Source organism: Jeotgalibacillus malaysiensis (assembly GCF_044789845.1).
In the GTDB taxonomy this organism is placed as follows: Bacteria; Bacillota; Bacilli; order Bacillales; family Jeotgalibacillaceae; genus Jeotgalibacillus; species Jeotgalibacillus malaysiensis_A.
Genome location: NZ_CP085252.1, coordinates 1009607 through 1025362, shown reverse-complemented (window position 1 = coordinate 1025362; position 15756 = coordinate 1009607). Strand labels below are relative to the sequence as shown.

Genomic DNA, 15756 nt, shown 5'->3' with positions numbered 1-15756 from the left:
TTTTTTAAGGCGCAAATCCGTAATAGGTCAGGACAAATCCGAACATTCCTATGTATCCGCCAGCGATAAAGGCTGCGATCAGCAGCATTTTCATTGCGATCCGCAAGGCGGTATGCTGAAACCTGTTGTTTACCCATTTAAATCCTTTATTTGAAAACAGGATAATGAGGGGAATGATATAAAGATAAGCGAATGTAGCAACCCAGTTGAACTTCACAGCAAACCCTCCGTCAACAGGGCTATCAAAGAGCTGATAGTCACTGCTGATCTTATATAGGCCGATCAAAAATACAATAGATAACACAGAAAAATATGTCATGATGACTATCAGCAGTTTTTTGTGATCCTTTCTGAAAATAAAAAACAAAAGGAGCAGCAGTACGGCTAACATTGCGGCTTTCATGAATAAATCAATCCAAAGATAAGAAATATTTACCTGCTCCCTTCACTTACTTCCTCATTGTATCTTTCAACAAGCTTATTGCTGTCGCTCGTTCCATACTCTTCTTCGAGCTTTGGCTTGAGCTTTTCCCACAACAGATTCTTTTCATATACATCAAGATCAAACCCATGGTTCAACTGCTCAACCGTCAGACCAAGCACATCTGCATAAGCCAGCTGGAGCGGCGACTCAAATGACTGCGTGATATTATCAATATACTGGTTTAACTCTTCCTCACTTACAGTAACGCCGTATTTCTTTTCAGCAATTTCTTTCCAGACCTGATCTTCAGTTAAACGTTCTTTTGCAATCACTATAATCTCATCTTCTGTCAGATCTTCAGCATAGTACAGCGCTTCTTCAGAAAGCGTTCTGATAATCCACTTTTCAAGATCACCTTCCGCCTCAAAATTCTCTGCCTCCTCCATCACATGGCTCAGCTTATTGTAAAAGTCATCCTGGGTAAATGAATCAGTCATCACAGACAGTTCTTCGTTACTTTTCATTTCAATATCAGCTACTGCACTTTCTTCCGGGGCACATCCAGACAGGAAAAATATTGTGGCAATGAACAACAGGTAAATTTGTTCCTTCATAAATTGATATGCACCTCCATATCATAATCGATTCGACAAATAGAGACTTAAGTCCTTCTTATTTTAAACAAAATTATGAAAAAAGATTCACCTTCTACAATGTGATAATATTTACGTGAAACAGCATTCATGAATAGAAAGGAAGTTACATATGAATATACTCTGGGATTATGATGGCACACTATTTAACACCTATCCGGCTTATGCAAGGCGGATGAGCCATGTGTTGGGCGGGAAAGTATCTGAGGCTGACTGTTATAAAGAGCTGAAAATCTCTGCATCTCATGCAATCACAACGTTTCGAATGACTGAATCACAAATTGAGGAGTATAACGACTTAATCAGCTCGATCAGCCCTGGGGAAATGCCGCCGTTTGATCACGTTGAAGAAGTACTGAAGCAGGCTGACTGTAACGTGATTATGACGCATAAAGATCAGGAAGGCGCCTATAAAGTACTTGATTATTACGGTTTCACAAAGTACTTTTCCGAAATCGTAACAGCTGATCACGGATTCCCACGAAAGCCCGATCCTGCATCATATAAATACCTGCATGACCAGCACCACATCGACCTTGCAGTCGGCGACCGTGAACTTGATATTATCCCGGCAAAACAGCTCGGCATGTATACCTGCCTGTTCCAAAACGATAAACCGGCCGACTTTCACCTGGAGGATTATAGAGACTTTTTTAAAGTAGTGGTTTTCTAGTGGAATATAGTTGTGAGGTATGAAGATATTAACTTTTATTAATTATTCATATTGAATACTCTCTTAGTGCAGCGAAGCGTAGGGCGGCGACTCCGGGACGATTAGTTGGAAGCTGAGACCCCACAGCCGAAGGCGAGGAGGCTCAGCAACAACCGTCCGGAAAGCGTCCGTCCGAAGCACAGCGGAACGATTCATAAGAAAACATATCGATTTTTCAGCCCCTCACTTCAATCAAATTTCTAAAATCCATCACTTACCTATTTACAAAACAGAACAAACGTTCCTATAATGTTGGAAAGGGGCGTGAACAAAATGAATAAAGATCGCGGCACAATTAAGTGGACTTCGATGATGCTGCCTGAACATGTGAAAATGCTCAAGGACTTTTACGAAGAAATGGAACAGGAAACAAAACCCGAACTCGATGAACAGATGTTTGACATGATCTTTCTCGGCATTCAGGAGGCACTGGAATTCCGTCAGAAGGTTGACCTGAAAATTTTTGAACATAACAGACGTGACAGCGTAAACGGAATCATCACATTAGTTAATTACCAGCAGCGCTATTTACTGATGACAACCTCTGACCACATGAAAAAGACCATCCCCTTCGATCAGGTGATTGGTCTTGAGGTTGTGTGACAGAGCAATTGAATGAATCGGGCTCGCTGCACATCAGGTGGACAGCAGTGAGCCTCCTCGTTTTGAAGCTTTGAAGAAATGTTAAAACGTATACTCACTCAATAATGATTCAAGCTTCAGGGCATAGCCCATTTTCCCATCAACTTTTAACTTTCCAAACATAAACGCACCTGACGCACTCAGGTCCCCTTCAATCATTTTCACTAAGTCTTTTTCACTCAGCTTCAATGTACAATGCGGCTCAGCTGCTCCAGCTTCTTCAATCGATGCTTCCCCATGCTTTAAGACCAGCTGCTTTGCTTCCCCTTCTTTCAGCTGAAACTCATAGCGTACGTTTTCATTCTGAATTGGTTCCGGATTAGCGTTCATTGCTGTTGTCATTCTTGACCACACTTCTGACATGTTCATATCCCCTTTGTCTGAATGTAATGAATACTCATTCATTTTACCATAAGGGATTCATTCTGGTACGCAAATCATTATTTCATCAAAAAAAGATGAGACGCAGTTGTCTCATCTTCCATCTTACTCTTCAAGCCATGTATCAAAGTCCTGGCCTGTTGATACACTGATATATTCAGCAGGTGTATCGCCGTTCGGGTCTTCCATGTCTGGGTCTGCTCCGTATTCAACCAATAACGCTGCTGACTCCCGGTCCTCATAGCTGACTGCCGTCATCAGCGGTGTTGAATAATTATCCATTGCATTTGGATCTGCTCCGGCGTCAAGTAACAATCTCATCATCTCAGGATCCATATTATAAGCTGCATAGAGTAAAGCAGTCGTCCCTTCATTGTCCGCTGCATCTATTTCAGCGCCTTCATCAATCAATGCAGCCACTTCATCTGTTTCACCCATTGATGCAGCATCCAATAATGGCGTCATGCCCATATCCATTTCAGCGTACTCTTCATAAAACGGATCATCTGCTGCCAATAAATCATCCGGCAGTAACGAAGCGAATACAACGCCTGCTAATGTCATTGAAACAATGACTGCCACATACGCACCCGCAAGCCCACCAAACAGAAGTCCTGCACCAAGAACGATTCTGCCTGGCTGCTGAGTGTATCTGTAAGTAGTCGAAGGATTCATAAAGCGTTCGACTGACAAAATTCTTTTCGGTAAAAGCGGGTGTGTTGAAAGCACCTCGCTCAGCCATACAGCCCCGTTTGACTCTGAATGAATCTGCTCAAGGTACGCATCCTCATCCACTTCACGGTACATCACCTTCCCGACACCAAGTAAAGTCAGCGCACGCTTTGCAGCACCGGCATCCCCGATCTGATACGCAGCCTCTCTGTCACACGTATATTCACATGAGCGACTATATGCCTGAGATAAAAACGGCACAAACTGCGCAGGCAGTACGAGAATGTTTTTCCATATGTGATTGCGTTTGATATGAGCGAGCTCATGCGCAATGATAAAGTCCAGCTCTTCCTGTCCATTCTGTCTTGCGAGTTCAAATACTTCTGAGTAAAGCACAATCATATTGCGTCCGAAAAACCTTGTGGCAAAAGCGTTCAGTGCACCTTCTGACTGAATGACAAAGAAATCAGGCACTTTCTTTAACCCCATTTCCTTAGACAAAACAACCGCACGCTCGTAGACATCCGAAAATTGTCTTTCACTGACTCTTACGCCATTCCCCCGGATCGAGCCAAGCATTAATGCATTTGTAAAAAGCACAACGGCAAGAACAGCAAGCGCAATGCCGATTCCGATAATAGAAACAGCTGCTGCAATATAGACCAGCGCACTGAAAATGGCTGACAGTATAAAATAAACTGTTTCCCATTCTGATTTAATTCTCTGTTGTTTCAACGATCTTCCCCCTATATATGTATGAAATTGTAAAGCATTTCTAAATATTAGCCGATCATCTTTAAAATTACAATATGGAAAAATATTTTCATAGAAATATGTGAGTATTATCGATTTTTATATTTGTGATACGATTATAAGATAGAAAATTAAACGGAGGATTTGAGGTCTATAATGGAACATATACGCACAAGAACAAAACGAGTGACTAAAAAAGGTGTAGTCGGCATTCATAAATACGATATCCGTAAAGAAGATGGCAAGTATTTTGTCTTCTTCAGTTCAAAATCACAAAACAGTCATCATTACAGTGAAGAGGAAATCGTCGGGGAATACACCTCTCTCGATGAAGCGCAGGCTTATTTAAAAGAAACAATGGGCGCCTTTGATTCCAGGCCGCTGTCATTTAAGGTCGGGTTTAGCGTTGCCAACCTGATTATATCTGTTTTGCTTGGTTTTTTTGTTTACCAGTTCAGTGAAAACGCCCTATTATCAAATGGCATCGCAGCTGATACAGCCCAGGTTACGGGTATGATGACAGGAGTTGTCACTACCTTTATTTCACTCATTATCATTAACCGGATTTTAAGCCGGATTGGCTGATGAATTTGCTTATCTGACGGCTTTTTCGTGGTATAATAAGCGTATAGGAATTCATAAAAGGTGGGGGAATCGCTGAATGAAAGATGTCAAAATCGAATCACCGGAGTTTAAGAGGATCATGAAGAATCTGCATCTTGAAAACCTGTCTCTTAATGAAGGATTACAGGAGAAAGTACTGGAGACGATTAATGCAGATAAGCCGATTACACCTTCAGTGATTAAGGACCTCCTGTCACGTGGATAAGTATATCAGCAGTGAAAATGATGATTTTCTGCTGAAGTACAATCTGCTTGGGGTTAAAAATGAAGAATCACTTATGGAAGCTGAAGCACTGACCTTTTCACTACGTGCTGCTGAATTTGTGAGAAAGCAATACAAGGTCTCTTCGTTTGATATTCAAAGCTTTAAAGATCTGCATCGTCATTTTTTTCAGGATATTTATCCTTTTGCGGGAAAGTTTCGTACCGTCCAGCTGATGAAAGGAAATACGCGTTTTTGTCAGGCACAGTTTCTGGACTCATATGCAGAACAGATTTTCAGGGAGCTTGCTGAAGAAACAGAGTGGAGCACGCTTGATATTGTTGCTGAAAGACTCGCTTATTTCAAGTCTGAGCTGAATATGCTTCATCCTTTTCGTGAAGGCAATGGCCGGACAATCCGCTCGTTCCTTCATGAATATGCCCGCTCAAAAGGAATTGAGTGGCAGTATGACCAGCTCGACCGGACTGAATATATAGATGCTATGATCCGTGCGGTGACAGATCCATCTGACCTGGAGTTATTATTCAGACAAACAATCAGCTTTACTGATCAGTACAAATAAAAACGTTCAGCTATGTTATATCAGCTGAACGTTTTTTTAATACGGTAATACAAGCTCTACTGTTGTTCCGGCTCCAGGTGTGCTTGATATATTCATCGCTCCATGATGAAGCTTCATGATATTTTGACACATCGGAATACCAAGACCGTTTCCAGTCTGTTTTGTGGTGAAAAAAGGCGTATCAATTTTCTTCAGAAGGTCTTCACTCATTCCTTCCCCATCATCCCTGATGATTATCGCCATTCTTTTTTCCTCATAACGGTATGAAACACGAACACGCCCCCCCTGCTTCATCGCTTCAATTGCATTTTTCAGGACATTCATCACGACCTGTTTGATCTGATTCTCCTCGCACATGACTTCAGCAGACGGGTTTTGTCCATCGCAGCTTAACTCTATATTTTTCATTGAAAGCTCCGGCTGAAGAAACCCGCAGACACTTTGCACAAGTTCTTCAATGGCAACAGGTTTTACTTCTGTTTTCTTTGGCTTCGCAAGCATCATTAATTCATTTACTGTGTATTCAATCCGGTCAATTTCTGATTTTAATACAGATATATATGCCTTTTTATCTGTGGCCGTTTCACCTTCTTCAAGCAGTGCGGTAAATCCTTTTAATGAGGTCAGCGGATTTCTGATTTCATGGGCAATCCCCGCAGCCAGCTCTCCTAAGACAGACAGTTTTTCAGAACGGAGCACAAGCTGCTCAGCTTCCTTCATCTGCGTAATATCCTGACTCACAAAAATAAACCGGTAGGCTTCACCTGCTTCATTGAGCATTGGAAAAATACTTGTACTGGTCCACCTGGCTTCACCGTCTACATTTCTGGTCTGAACATCTCCTGACCAGACTTCTCCTTTAAAGACTGTTTCCCACATTTCATCATAAAAAGAATCGGGATGAGCTCTGGCATTTAGCTCATCAAGTTTTTTTCCAATGATATCAAGTGGCTTTCGCTTCATTAATTCAGCAAACCGGTCGTTTACGTAGAGAATATTTCTATCGCGGTCAATCATCGTAACCATTGACGATTGATCGAGTACATATTTAAGATAATTAGTTTCACTGACAGACAGCCTAAGTTTTCGTTCTACTGTTTTCAGTTTTTCTTCCATCTCTTTCTTTTCTGTAATATCAATCTTATACGTAAAGTAACGAAAAGGTTTCCCTTCCCGATCAAGCATTGGCACAATTGTGGAGTTTACCCACAATGGTGACCCATCCTTCTTTTTATTCAGCATCTCCCCCTGCCAGATCTGACCTCCTCTGATCAGTTTCATAGCGTTAATCAACTGTTTGTTATCATGAGAATCATGAAGAACAATAGAATAATGATTGTTGATCAATTCTTTCTCTGAATACTGAGTAGCTTTACAAAAGTTATCATTTACATATTCAAAGCGGCCACTGAAATCTATGAAAGCTACGGCTAAGTGATGATCAACAGCATTAATAATATTTTGCATTGCTAGAGAGTCTGAATATGGCATAATTTAGTTCCTTTTTTTACTATTATAATACGATCATTGGGTATGTTTGAAAAGGGTAAAATGCCAATTTTTTTTAATAAATATGGAAGATTACCAGGAAATCCAGTCATAGCAAGGGAAACATATATGAAAAAAAACCTTTTTATATTTTCAAAGATTTTGGAATTTTTTTCATCCTTGATGATAAAATTAATCCTATCGTCGCCCCGCTAATACTCGACACTAAAAACGCCGGCATAAAAAAGAGTGCGCCGGCTTCTGTTCCCATCAGAATCGCTGCATATGGCACTGCAACAAGTGATGCAAGAATACCTGTACCAATTATTTCACCAGCTGCAGCCATCCAGACCCTGCCGCTCCACGCATAAAAAAGTCCGGCAAGCGCTGCCCCGATCATGCCTCCCGGAAAGGCAAGAAGGGAACCTGTACCGGTCAGAATGCGAACGAGTCCCGTCATAAAAGCAATCACGATAGCTGGTCCCGGGCCAAATGCCACTGCAGCAATGACATTGATTGCGTGCTGGACCGGATAAGCTCTCGCAACACCGGCTGGGAAAGACACAAATGCTGAACCTGCTACTGCAATGGCAACGAACATCGCCATAATGACTAGCTTTCTTGTATTCATGAAAATCCTCCTTTATAAGAGGCTGTGATTCTTCGTACTTCCTCCTGAATATTCACGGCTTCTGTAATGGCTGAAATGACAGCGACTCCTGCAGCCCCTGCTTCCCAGACAGGTCCTGCATTGTCAGCTGTAATACCGCCAATTCCGATCACTGGCGTTTCAGGAAACCGGTCTCTCACCTGAATAATTTTGGTCACACCTGAAGGAGCCTTGGCATCTGACTTACTTTTCGTTCCAAAGACCGGTCCCATACCGAGATAGTCAGCACCATTTTGTATGGCTTCAGCCGCCTCTTCAACTGAATGAACAGAAACACCGAGTATCATCCTGTCTCCTACGCTGGCTCTTACAGCTGATGCCTTAGCATCTTCCTGTCCAACATGAATACCATCTGCACCTATTTCAAGGGCGAGCTCAACGTCGTCATTAATGATAAAAGGAACATCATAATCTTTGCATAGCGACTGGCATTTCACGGCAAAATCCTTTAATGCCTGACCAGTGAGTGCCTCCCGCCCCTTCTCCCTTAATTGAAAGTGACTGATGCCTCCTTTAAGTGCCTCTTCAAGCAGCTCAAGCGGATCCCTCAGCCCTGCATTTGGTGTGCCGAGAATATAGTAAACTGAAGGATTAGTGAACATATCTGATCAGCTCCTTTTGTGCGTGTTGACGGTAAGCACTGTGATTTGTGGGTCCATGACCGGCCCCTATATTTAATGAATGCTCTATGGCACTTTGAATGAATTGTTTCGCTGTCAGGAAAGCATCCTCAATGGAATGTCCTTTAGCAAATTCTGCTGTAAGGGCTGCTGAAAACGTACAACCGGTGCCGTGCGTATGCTTCGTCGGAATACGTGACGACCTCAGCACTAATGAACCGCCGTGCTGATCAAGATAAAAGTCTTCAGTAAAGTCCGGATCTTCACTGTGTCCCCCTTTGACAAGCACGCCCTGCGCACCACTTTGAAGTATTTTTTCAGCAGCTTCACGTCTTGTCTTTTCATCGGAGATACTGATCCCGCTCAACGCTTCCGCTTCAGGAATATTAGGCGTCACAACTGTAGCAAGCGGAAGAAGGTGTACAATCAGTGACTCCTTCGCCTCCTCCTGCAGCAGGCTTGCTCCCCCTTTGGCTATCATGACCGGGTCTACAATCAAATGCTGCCACTTGTAGTGCTTAATATATTTTGCTACCGTCTGAATAGTCTCAGCGTCAAAGAGCATTCCGGTTTTCAGTGCAGCAATCTCAAAATCCTCACCGACTGCCTGCAGCTGCTTTTCAATATTGCGAACCGGAACCGGTGCAACATCTGTTACACCGAGTGTATTTTGAGCTGTCACAGCCGTTATGACCGATGTGCCAAACACATTCAGCTCCTGAAATGTTTTAATATCAGCCTGAATGCCTGCCCCGCCTCCTGAATCTGATCCTGCAATGGTCAGTACCTGCTTCATCGTGACCCTCCTTTTTGAAACTTGCTTTCATTCATTGAATACACCGCATCTATAAAAGCCGTTTTAAAGCTTCCAGGGCTATATGACACAGCAGCCGCATTTTCACCGGCTTCACCATAAAATTGAACAGCTTCCGCTACAGCCTCGACTGATTGCTCGACGGTCAAAAACGCTGCTGTCACACTTGAGAGTAAGCAGCCCATTCCTGTAACAGACGACATGACCTGACGTCCTGCCTGAATCTCATGCACAATATCACCGTCTGTCACAATATCCACTGGACCTGTAACGGCTACAATCAAATCGTATGTCTGAGCGGCTTTTATTGCGAGTGAAGTCAGATCAGCATCACCTTCACCTGCATCAACACCTTTTGCAGACCAGTCTTTACGCATCATGGCAGCAAGCTCCCCTGCATTACATCTGATTGCTGACACCTTCACTTCTTTTAAGATCTGATCAATGACTGAGAGTCGATAAGAGGTTGCACCCGCACCCACAGGATCAAGTACGACCGGAATCCCTTTTTTATTTGCTGACTTACCTGCAAGAATCATACTTTCTACTGATCGCTTATTAAGTGTGCCTATATTGAGTGAAAGTGCATCCGCAATAGACGCCAGCTCCTCCACTTCCCCGGCTTCATCCCCCATGACAGGAGACGCTCCAAGTGCAAGCAGACCGTTCGCCTGAAAATTTGCGACCACATAATTTGTTATGCAATGGATAAGTGGTTTGTTTTCTCTCAATTGATTAATCATGTGTCACACGCTCCTTCGTTTTTATTGTCCAGCTCTCCATCGTCCATGCCTGCTCCCAGAAGTTCAACTCGTAATAGCTGCTTCTTCTAAAATGAGTCTTCAACTCTCTGATCCTTTCATCAGAAAGACCATCTGCCAGGTCATTCATTCTGTTAATCTGTTCTTCTACAAGCTCACCGAACCATTCAGACCCATACGTCTCGATCCACTTCTGATAAATCGGATGATCCGGTTTTTCATTTTTCAGGCGCTCACCAATCTCATAGTATAGCCAGTAGCACGGCAGGATCGCTGCAAGCACATCAGCCAGATCCCCTTCAGCTGAACGGTACATATGAGACACATATGCATAAGCGGTTGGAGACGGCTCAAAATTCTCCCAGTCCTTTTCCGTTACCCCAAGCAGCTCCATAAAGGATTCATGCAGCGCAAGCTCTGCTGCACAAGTCTGTTCTGAGTGGTGTGCAAAGCTTTTTGTCGTCTTCAGATCCTTCGCTTTCACAGCGCCAATCGCCTGTACCTTTGCAAAATGAGTCAAATAATACGCATCCTGCATCACATAAAACTTAAATACATCAAGCGGCAGACTCCCCTCAGCAATTCCTTTTACAAATGGGTGCAGAAAGCTTGCTTCCCAAAGTTCGTTACACTCTTCTCTTACTTCACTGCAAAATGTCATGTTTTTTCCTCCTTCATAAGATGAGTTTTTCCAGAGTCCGATTAAACAAGTTTTGTTAAAGTCATTCATTGAATCTATACAACTGATGATTGGAACGGAAAGGGGCAGCTCGCAGGAAGGGACAGGTGAGACAAAGCACGGTGCAGCCTGCTGGCTCACCGCCCAGCCGTGAAGTCCCCCTGAAGCGGAAATCATCAGCCCCCTTTACAAATACAAACAAAAAACGCCGCTTTCCAATTTCTCTGGAAAGCGGCGTATATAAAAGAATGGCATATACGGCCACTTTCCTACGCTGGTATGATCCAGATCAGGTGCGAAGGGTCCGGACAACAGTCCGTCTCAGCCGGTTTAACCGACTCCCCCAGTGGGTGTTCATTCTATTCAATTATTACTGCAGATTATCAACTGTTCTGCCGTCTGCTTCAACGCCCTTTAAATACTTAATCCGGCGCTGTGCAGATGTTTCACTTACCTGCTCATCTGCATGGTATGAAGAACGCACCATCGGGCCGGCTTCACAATGCTTGAAGCCTTTTGAAAGGGCAATTTCCTTCAGCTCAGCAAATTCATCCGGGTGGTAGTAACGTACAACATCCAGATGCTTTTTCGTCGGCTGCAGATACTGACCAAGTGTCAGGATATCTACATTGTGTGCACGCAAGTCATCCATCGCTTCAATCAGCTCTTCCTTCGTCTCACCAAGGCCTACCATGATGCTTGATTTTGTCGGGATATTCGGTGCAATTTCTTTTACACGTGCAAGCAGTTCAAGTGAACGGTCATACATAGCGCGCGCACGTACTCTTTTCGTCAGACGGCGGACCGTTTCAATATTGTGGTTGAAAATATCCGGCTCAGCATCCATCAGTGTATGAAGGCTTTCATAATCACCTTTCATATCAGAAGGTAACACTTCAACTGTACAGCTAGGCAGACGGCGGTGTATTGCACGCACTGTTTCTGCAAATACAGCAGCGCCACCGTCATTCAAATCATCACGGGCAACTGCTGTGACAACGACATGCTTTAAGCCCATCATTTCAGTAGACTCAGCCACACGTTCCGGCTCACCCCAGTCAAGCTCATTCGGCAGTCCGGTTTTAACTGCACAAAAGCGGCATGCGCGTGTACACGTATCACCAAGGATCATAAATGTTGCAGTTTTACGCTCACTCCAGCACTCGTGAATATTCGGGCACTTTGCCTCTTCACACACTGTGTTCAGCTTCTTTTCACGCATCATTTTCTTCAGCTTTTTATATGAATCATTCGTATTCAGCTTTACCTTTAACCATTCGGGTTTACGTACATGTTCTTTTGCATTCGTCATACTTTCTGTCTCCCTTCCCGCTTATAAATCCATTCTTCACTCTTATACTTCTCCTCAAGCTCTGCTGCTTCTCTTAACATCTCTTCTGGCGGTGTAAAAGGTTCCAGGTCAATATCAAGCCCTTTTATGAACCCTTCTCTAAATGCATCATTCACTTCTTTAAATGTGACAGGTTTCTCAAGTACATCATTAATCGCAACAGCCCGGCTGGTAAATGCACGCCGTGCACGTTCTTTTACTTTTTCACTTGGATAAATAAACAAGTCAAACAGCTTCTCTATATCCATTGAAATCGGGATGGAGCCGTGCTGTAGAATGACACCTTTTTTACGCGTCTGTGCACTGCCTGCTGCCTTCTTCCCATCTACCATCAGCTCATACCATGATGGCTCTTCAAAGCAGACGGCTGATCCTGCCTGCTTCTGTTTTTCTTCAGGAATTGAAAAATCAGCCGGAATCCCGAGCGCACGGTAGCCCTCAAGAATGCCCTTAGACAGCACAAGATAAGCCTCTTTTATCGATTTCGGCATGGCCGGATGCTCTTCAGATACAAGCACACTGTAAGTCAGCTCATCATCATGAAGAACAGCTCTGCCACCGGTCTGCCTGCGCACAAGCTCAACACCGTATTTTTCTGCGTTTTCAAGGTCTATACTGCCACCGACCTTTTGAAAAAAGCCGACTGAAATACCGGCAGGCTTCCACCCGTAGAATCTCAGCACCGGTGGAATCTTTCCTTCACTGTGCCAATTCATCAGCACCTCATCCATCGCCATATTAAATGCTGGCGTGCCGTATCCGGAATCAAGAAAATACCACGTTTCTCTCATCGTCTGCCTCCCTTCAGCAATTACATAAAAAAACACCACTGCCTTTTAAAGGAAGTGGCTTGTACGCGTAACTATGTAAGCATACTTCCCTCCGCTGGCATCATCCAGATCAGGTACAAAGGGTTCAGCAAAAGACTGTCTCAGCCACTCGGCTCCCCCAGTAAATAAATTAATGAAATTGTCAGTTAAAGAGTATCACAGTCATTTCCATAACGCAAAAATAAATTTGTGTTACAGAATCTGTTTCAAACTGATACAGCAACTTTTAAATTCCTGTGTAATCGTGTTCAACCCTTTTTTAACAGCGATAAATCAGAATTCATCTGTTATATAAATTTTCTGTACTAACACAATAACAGGGTGTCAATTGCATCAAAAGATGTGGGAGGCGGGATGAAAGACTAATCGCAGAATATGTAAAGTAATGAAATAAATTAAACAAAAATAATGACAGATAGAAATTTGAGGCGAACGGAGCAGAAGGCGGGGACTCCAGCGGCGGAAAGGGACAGGTGAGACCCTGGAATGCGAAGCATGAAAGGGGCTCACCGCCCGGCCGCGGAAAGCTTCCGCCTGGCGTGCAGTGAGCCGGTTCATAAGTTAAAATGGTTTGATATTTTCCACCGGGTCATCTGCCAGTCTGATCCCGCTGAACTGCCATCTCATATGCGGATAGAAGAAATTGCGGTAAGTCAGCCTGATATGAGATAGCGGCGTTACACATGAACCGCCTTTTAACACAATCTGATTCGACATGAACTTCGCATTATACTCACCAAGTGCCCCATCAAGCGGTTTACTGCGCGGGTAAGGCGTATAGGGACTCTGCGTCCACTCCCATACGTCACCAAATGCTTTTTCAAACCGACCGCCGCTGTATGAATCATCCGGCTGATAGCGGTCATTGTCCATAAAGTTCCCCTGTATTTCTTCACCCTTCATTGCGTGCTCCCATTCCTGCTCTGTCGGCAGCCGCTTCCCTGCCCAGCGCGCATAAGCATCTGCTTCATAATAGCTGACGTGCGTAACAGGCGATTCCCAGTCTACCGGCTGCAGACCGCTGAGTGTAAAGTGTGACCAATCATCATCTTTTTTCAGCCAGTAAAGTGGTGCGTGCCACTTTTCTTTCTTTACCTGCTGCCAGCCATCTGACAGCCACAGCTCAGCCCGCTCGTATCCTCCGTCTTCAATAAACGCAAGATATTCGCGGTTTGTCACCGGGCGATTTGCCACCTGACAGCCGTTCAGATATGCATCATGACAAGGCGTTTCATTATCAAAAGCAAACTCCTCAGCATCTGTACCGATTTTAGTCATTCCTTTTTCAAATGGTGTAAATGTCAGCTCAGGAGCTTTGCCACCCTGTGAAGCCTTCTGCTCAAACAACGCAGGATAGAGCGGATTAAATGAAAGGTTATATTTAATATCCATCAGAATCAGCTCCTGATGCTGCTGTTCATGCTGGAGTCCCATTTCAATCAGTTCACATAAGTGATCTGTCATTTCGGTTGTCTCGATCAATTGGTTGATCTGTTCGTTCACATGCCTGCGGTAGCTGTGCGTCTCTTGCACAGTCGGACGTGAAATCAGTCCGCGCTTCGACTGTGGATGAAACGCCCCCACCGTTTCATAATACGAGTTGAACAGATAGAAGAACTGTTCATTAAAAGGCTCATATTCCTCCACAAACTCAGTTAAAATAAACTTTTCAAAAAACCAGGTCGTATGAGCCAGGTGCCATTTTGTCGGGCTGACAAATGTGTCTGCCTGCAGAATAAAATCCTCAATCTCCATCCCAGCCACCAGTTTTTCACTGTATGCACGAATATCCTGAAACATCTGCTGAATATTTTTAGATTTTGTTACACTCATCATCTTCTCCCCTTACATATGTATGTTAAAGATTGTTATTCCCTTCAGCAGATTGACGTACACTTTAATTTAGAAATATTTGTGACCCACTTCTGATTTTTTAGTAGTCATTGTATGATGGTAAACATAGCGAAAGAAATGAGTGATTGATATGAATCCATGGGAAGCAACGCACCCGGTATCATTGGAAAAAGCGAAGGAGAAAATTGAGTGTGATTTTCCTTCTTTAAAACCTGTTGGAGTCAAAGCTTGCGGATCAGGCTTTGATCATACGGTCTATGAAGTAAATGGGGAGTTCGTCTTCCGTTTTCCACGCAGACAGCTCGGCTATGAAGCGATGCAGTTTGAAAGTAGAATGCTGAAGAGTCTGGACAGAATTTCTTTCGATGGAGGGTTTGAATATCCAAAGCCAGTCTTTTATCAGGAGGCTGAAGGTGATGATTATCCTTACGTCGGCTTTACAAATGTGAAGGGAAGCGTGTTAACCGAGGAAACTGACACGGATCTTTTACACCAGCATGCTGAAGAACTCGGGAATTTCCTGAAAAAACTTCATACGCTCCCTGTTGGAGAGATAGATGCAGATCCCGATCACCTGCAACGCCTGTCTACTAAACTCCGTAAACATCATTTTCATGATATTGCATCACAATCTGCACCGGTTATACCAGAGCTTTTATACAAAAAACTCATTCATTACATTGAACAGCTGGAGGAATGGGAAAATGTGTCCGGCAACACGCCGCTGCACGGAGATCTTCATCCGAAAAATATGATCGTACGTAATGGGCGTCTGTCTGGGATTATCGACTGGGGAGATGCACATATCGGTCATCCGGCTGTCGATCTGTCTGTCGGGTATGCCTGTATGACGCCTGAGGTTCGTACGTTATTCTTTAATGCATATGGTGAAGTTGATGAGCGTACACAGGAGCTTGCGCGTTTTAAAGCTGTCTTTATTATGACGGTGCTGGTGCGTTATGCAAAAAACACGGAGGATAAGGACGTGCTGAGGTGGGGGCTGGCAGGTCTTGAGAAGTCGCTTAGTTGAATGCGGCCGGCCG

The 15756-nt window shown here is 43.8% G+C and carries 19 protein-coding genes and 2 riboswitches; of the genes, 6 read left to right on the top strand and 13 right to left on the bottom strand.

The window, feature by feature from the left end; all coding sequences use genetic code 11:
- Window positions 1–4: 4 nt before the first annotated feature.
- The gene (locus tag LG330_RS05795) at window positions 5–403 is read right to left on the bottom strand and encodes a hypothetical protein (RefSeq protein WP_404408172.1); all 399 of its coding nucleotides are present in this window, start codon (window positions 401–403) and stop codon (window positions 5–7) included.
- A 29-nt stretch (window positions 404–432) separates the two neighbouring features.
- Window positions 433–1038 carry a hypothetical protein gene (locus LG330_RS05790; protein ID WP_404408170.1) on the bottom strand — a complete coding sequence of 202 codons (606 nt, stop codon included), beginning with the start codon at window positions 1036–1038 and terminating at the stop codon, window positions 433–435.
- Window positions 1039–1189: 151 nt separating this feature from the next.
- Between LG330_RS05790 and LG330_RS05785 the strand changes: the two genes are divergently transcribed.
- Window positions 1190–1750 (top strand): HAD-IA family hydrolase, encoded by a 561-nt coding sequence (locus LG330_RS05785; protein WP_404408169.1) that lies wholly within the window; start codon window positions 1190–1192, stop codon window positions 1748–1750.
- Window positions 1751–2062: 312 nt separating this feature from the next.
- Complete coding sequence (locus LG330_RS05780; protein ID WP_404408167.1) at window positions 2063–2392, top strand: YolD-like family protein; 330 nt, start codon at window positions 2063–2065, stop codon at window positions 2390–2392.
- 81 nt (window positions 2393–2473) lie between these two features.
- On the opposite strand, the gene LG330_RS05775 is transcribed toward LG330_RS05780, so the two are convergent.
- Both LG330_RS05775 and LG330_RS05770 read right to left on the bottom strand, forming a co-directional pair.
- Window positions 2474–2794 carry an SCP2 sterol-binding domain-containing protein gene (locus LG330_RS05775; protein WP_404408165.1) on the bottom strand — a complete coding sequence of 107 codons (321 nt, stop codon included), beginning with the start codon at window positions 2792–2794 and terminating at the stop codon, window positions 2474–2476.
- 123 nt (window positions 2795–2917) lie between these two features.
- The gene (locus tag LG330_RS05770; RefSeq protein WP_404408163.1) at window positions 2918–4219 is read right to left on the bottom strand and encodes a M48 family metallopeptidase; all 1302 of its coding nucleotides are present in this window, start codon (window positions 4217–4219) and stop codon (window positions 2918–2920) included.
- A gap of 174 nt (window positions 4220–4393) precedes the next feature.
- Between LG330_RS05770 and LG330_RS05765 the strand changes: the two genes are divergently transcribed.
- The 3 genes from LG330_RS05765 to LG330_RS05755 all read left to right on the top strand — a co-directional run bounded on the left by LG330_RS05765 (window position 4394) and on the right by LG330_RS05755 (window position 5646).
- Window positions 4394–4822 carry a hypothetical protein gene (locus LG330_RS05765; protein WP_404408161.1) on the top strand — a complete coding sequence of 143 codons (429 nt, stop codon included), beginning with the start codon at window positions 4394–4396 and terminating at the stop codon, window positions 4820–4822.
- 76 nt (window positions 4823–4898) lie between these two features.
- Window positions 4899–5066: a Zn-dependent hydrolase gene (locus tag LG330_RS05760; protein ID WP_404408160.1), complete on the top strand. Its 168-nt coding sequence runs from the start codon at window positions 4899–4901 to the stop codon at window positions 5064–5066.
- A complete protein-coding gene (locus tag LG330_RS05755) occupies window positions 5059–5646 on the top strand; it encodes a Fic/DOC family protein (protein WP_404408158.1) in 588 nt (195 codons plus the stop codon). The genes LG330_RS05760 and LG330_RS05755 overlap by 8 nt, the downstream gene beginning before the upstream one ends.
- A 36-nt stretch (window positions 5647–5682) precedes the next feature.
- Here the strand turns inward: LG330_RS05755 and LG330_RS05750 are convergent, their stop codons facing one another.
- The 9 genes from LG330_RS05750 to egtB all read right to left on the bottom strand — a co-directional run bounded on the left by LG330_RS05750 (window position 5683) and on the right by egtB (window position 14692).
- On the bottom strand, window positions 5683–7137 hold the full coding sequence (locus LG330_RS05750; RefSeq protein ID WP_404408157.1) for a PAS domain-containing protein: 1455 nt from the start codon (window positions 7135–7137) through the stop codon (window positions 5683–5685).
- Window positions 7138–7279: 142 nt separating this feature from the next.
- Window positions 7280–7765: an energy coupling factor transporter S component ThiW gene (gene thiW, locus LG330_RS05745; RefSeq protein ID WP_404408156.1), complete on the bottom strand. Its 486-nt coding sequence runs from the start codon at window positions 7763–7765 to the stop codon at window positions 7280–7282.
- Entirely contained in the window at window positions 7762–8406 is a 645-nt protein-coding gene (gene thiE, locus LG330_RS05740; protein WP_404408154.1) for a thiamine phosphate synthase, read from the bottom strand. Before thiE ends, thiW begins: the two co-directional genes overlap by 4 nt.
- Window positions 8396–9220 (bottom strand): bifunctional hydroxymethylpyrimidine kinase/phosphomethylpyrimidine kinase, encoded by an 825-nt coding sequence (thiD, locus tag LG330_RS05735; RefSeq protein ID WP_404408152.1) that lies wholly within the window; start codon window positions 9218–9220, stop codon window positions 8396–8398. Before thiD ends, thiE begins: the two co-directional genes overlap by 11 nt.
- A complete protein-coding gene (gene thiM / locus LG330_RS05730) occupies window positions 9217–9981 on the bottom strand; it encodes a hydroxyethylthiazole kinase (protein WP_404408150.1) in 765 nt (254 codons plus the stop codon). Before thiM ends, thiD begins: the two co-directional genes overlap by 4 nt.
- Window positions 9974–10660 (bottom strand): thiaminase II, encoded by a 687-nt coding sequence (gene tenA, locus LG330_RS05725; RefSeq protein ID WP_404408149.1) that lies wholly within the window; start codon window positions 10658–10660, stop codon window positions 9974–9976. Before tenA ends, thiM begins: the two co-directional genes overlap by 8 nt.
- 267 nt (window positions 10661–10927) lie before the next feature.
- Window positions 10928–11033, bottom strand: a riboswitch (TPP riboswitch).
- A 15-nt stretch (window positions 11034–11048) separates the two neighbouring features.
- Window positions 11049–11990: a lipoyl synthase gene (gene lipA / locus LG330_RS05720; protein ID WP_039807743.1), complete on the bottom strand. Its 942-nt coding sequence runs from the start codon at window positions 11988–11990 to the stop codon at window positions 11049–11051.
- Entirely contained in the window at window positions 11987–12820 is an 834-nt protein-coding gene (locus LG330_RS05715; RefSeq protein ID WP_404408147.1) for a biotin/lipoate A/B protein ligase family protein, read from the bottom strand. Before LG330_RS05715 ends, lipA begins: the two co-directional genes overlap by 4 nt.
- Window positions 12821–12889: 69 nt before the next feature.
- Window positions 12890–12989, bottom strand: a riboswitch (TPP riboswitch).
- A gap of 431 nt (window positions 12990–13420) precedes the next feature.
- Window positions 13421–14692 (bottom strand): ergothioneine biosynthesis protein EgtB, encoded by a 1272-nt coding sequence (gene egtB / locus LG330_RS05710; RefSeq protein ID WP_404408145.1) that lies wholly within the window; start codon window positions 14690–14692, stop codon window positions 13421–13423.
- A 151-nt stretch (window positions 14693–14843) separates the two neighbouring features.
- Between egtB and LG330_RS05705 the strand changes: the two genes are divergently transcribed.
- Window positions 14844–15743 (top strand): phosphotransferase family protein, encoded by a 900-nt coding sequence (locus LG330_RS05705; protein ID WP_404408143.1) that lies wholly within the window; start codon window positions 14844–14846, stop codon window positions 15741–15743.
- Window positions 15744–15756: the final 13 nt, after the last annotated feature.

What these genes read in the sequence shown, in the direction of transcription:
- thiM (WP_404408150.1), bottom strand. Translation starts at nt 9,981, where the DNA reads ATGATTAATCAATTGAGAGAAAACAAACCACTTATCCATTGCATAACA.
- LG330_RS05780 (WP_404408167.1), top strand. Translation starts at nt 2,063, where the DNA reads ATGAATAAAGATCGCGGCACAATTAAGTGGACTTCGATGATGCTGCCT.
- LG330_RS05750 (WP_404408157.1), bottom strand. Translation starts at nt 7,137, where the DNA reads ATGCCATATTCAGACTCTCTAGCAATGCAAAATATTATTAATGCTGTT.
- LG330_RS05785 (WP_404408169.1), top strand. Translation starts at nt 1,190, where the DNA reads ATGAATATACTCTGGGATTATGATGGCACACTATTTAACACCTATCCG.
- LG330_RS05760 (WP_404408160.1), top strand. Translation starts at nt 4,899, where the DNA reads ATGAAAGATGTCAAAATCGAATCACCGGAGTTTAAGAGGATCATGAAG.
- egtB (WP_404408145.1), bottom strand. Translation starts at nt 14,692, where the DNA reads ATGAGTGTAACAAAATCTAAAAATATTCAGCAGATGTTTCAGGATATT.
- thiE (WP_404408154.1), bottom strand. Translation starts at nt 8,406, where the DNA reads ATGTTCACTAATCCTTCAGTTTACTATATTCTCGGCACACCAAATGCA.
- lipA (WP_039807743.1), bottom strand. Translation starts at nt 11,990, where the DNA reads ATGACGAATGCAAAAGAACATGTACGTAAACCCGAATGGTTAAAGGTA.
- LG330_RS05765 (WP_404408161.1), top strand. Translation starts at nt 4,394, where the DNA reads ATGGAACATATACGCACAAGAACAAAACGAGTGACTAAAAAAGGTGTA.
- LG330_RS05790 (WP_404408170.1), bottom strand. Translation starts at nt 1,038, where the DNA reads ATGAAGGAACAAATTTACCTGTTGTTCATTGCCACAATATTTTTCCTG.
- LG330_RS05795 (WP_404408172.1), bottom strand. Translation starts at nt 403, where the DNA reads ATGAAAGCCGCAATGTTAGCCGTACTGCTGCTCCTTTTGTTTTTTATT.
- tenA (WP_404408149.1), bottom strand. Translation starts at nt 10,660, where the DNA reads ATGACATTTTGCAGTGAAGTAAGAGAAGAGTGTAACGAACTTTGGGAA.
- LG330_RS05705 (WP_404408143.1), top strand. Translation starts at nt 14,844, where the DNA reads ATGAATCCATGGGAAGCAACGCACCCGGTATCATTGGAAAAAGCGAAG.
- thiW (WP_404408156.1), bottom strand. Translation starts at nt 7,765, where the DNA reads ATGAATACAAGAAAGCTAGTCATTATGGCGATGTTCGTTGCCATTGCA.
- LG330_RS05775 (WP_404408165.1), bottom strand. Translation starts at nt 2,794, where the DNA reads ATGTCAGAAGTGTGGTCAAGAATGACAACAGCAATGAACGCTAATCCG.
- thiD (WP_404408152.1), bottom strand. Translation starts at nt 9,220, where the DNA reads ATGAAGCAGGTACTGACCATTGCAGGATCAGATTCAGGAGGCGGGGCA.
- LG330_RS05715 (WP_404408147.1), bottom strand. Translation starts at nt 12,820, where the DNA reads ATGAGAGAAACGTGGTATTTTCTTGATTCCGGATACGGCACGCCAGCA.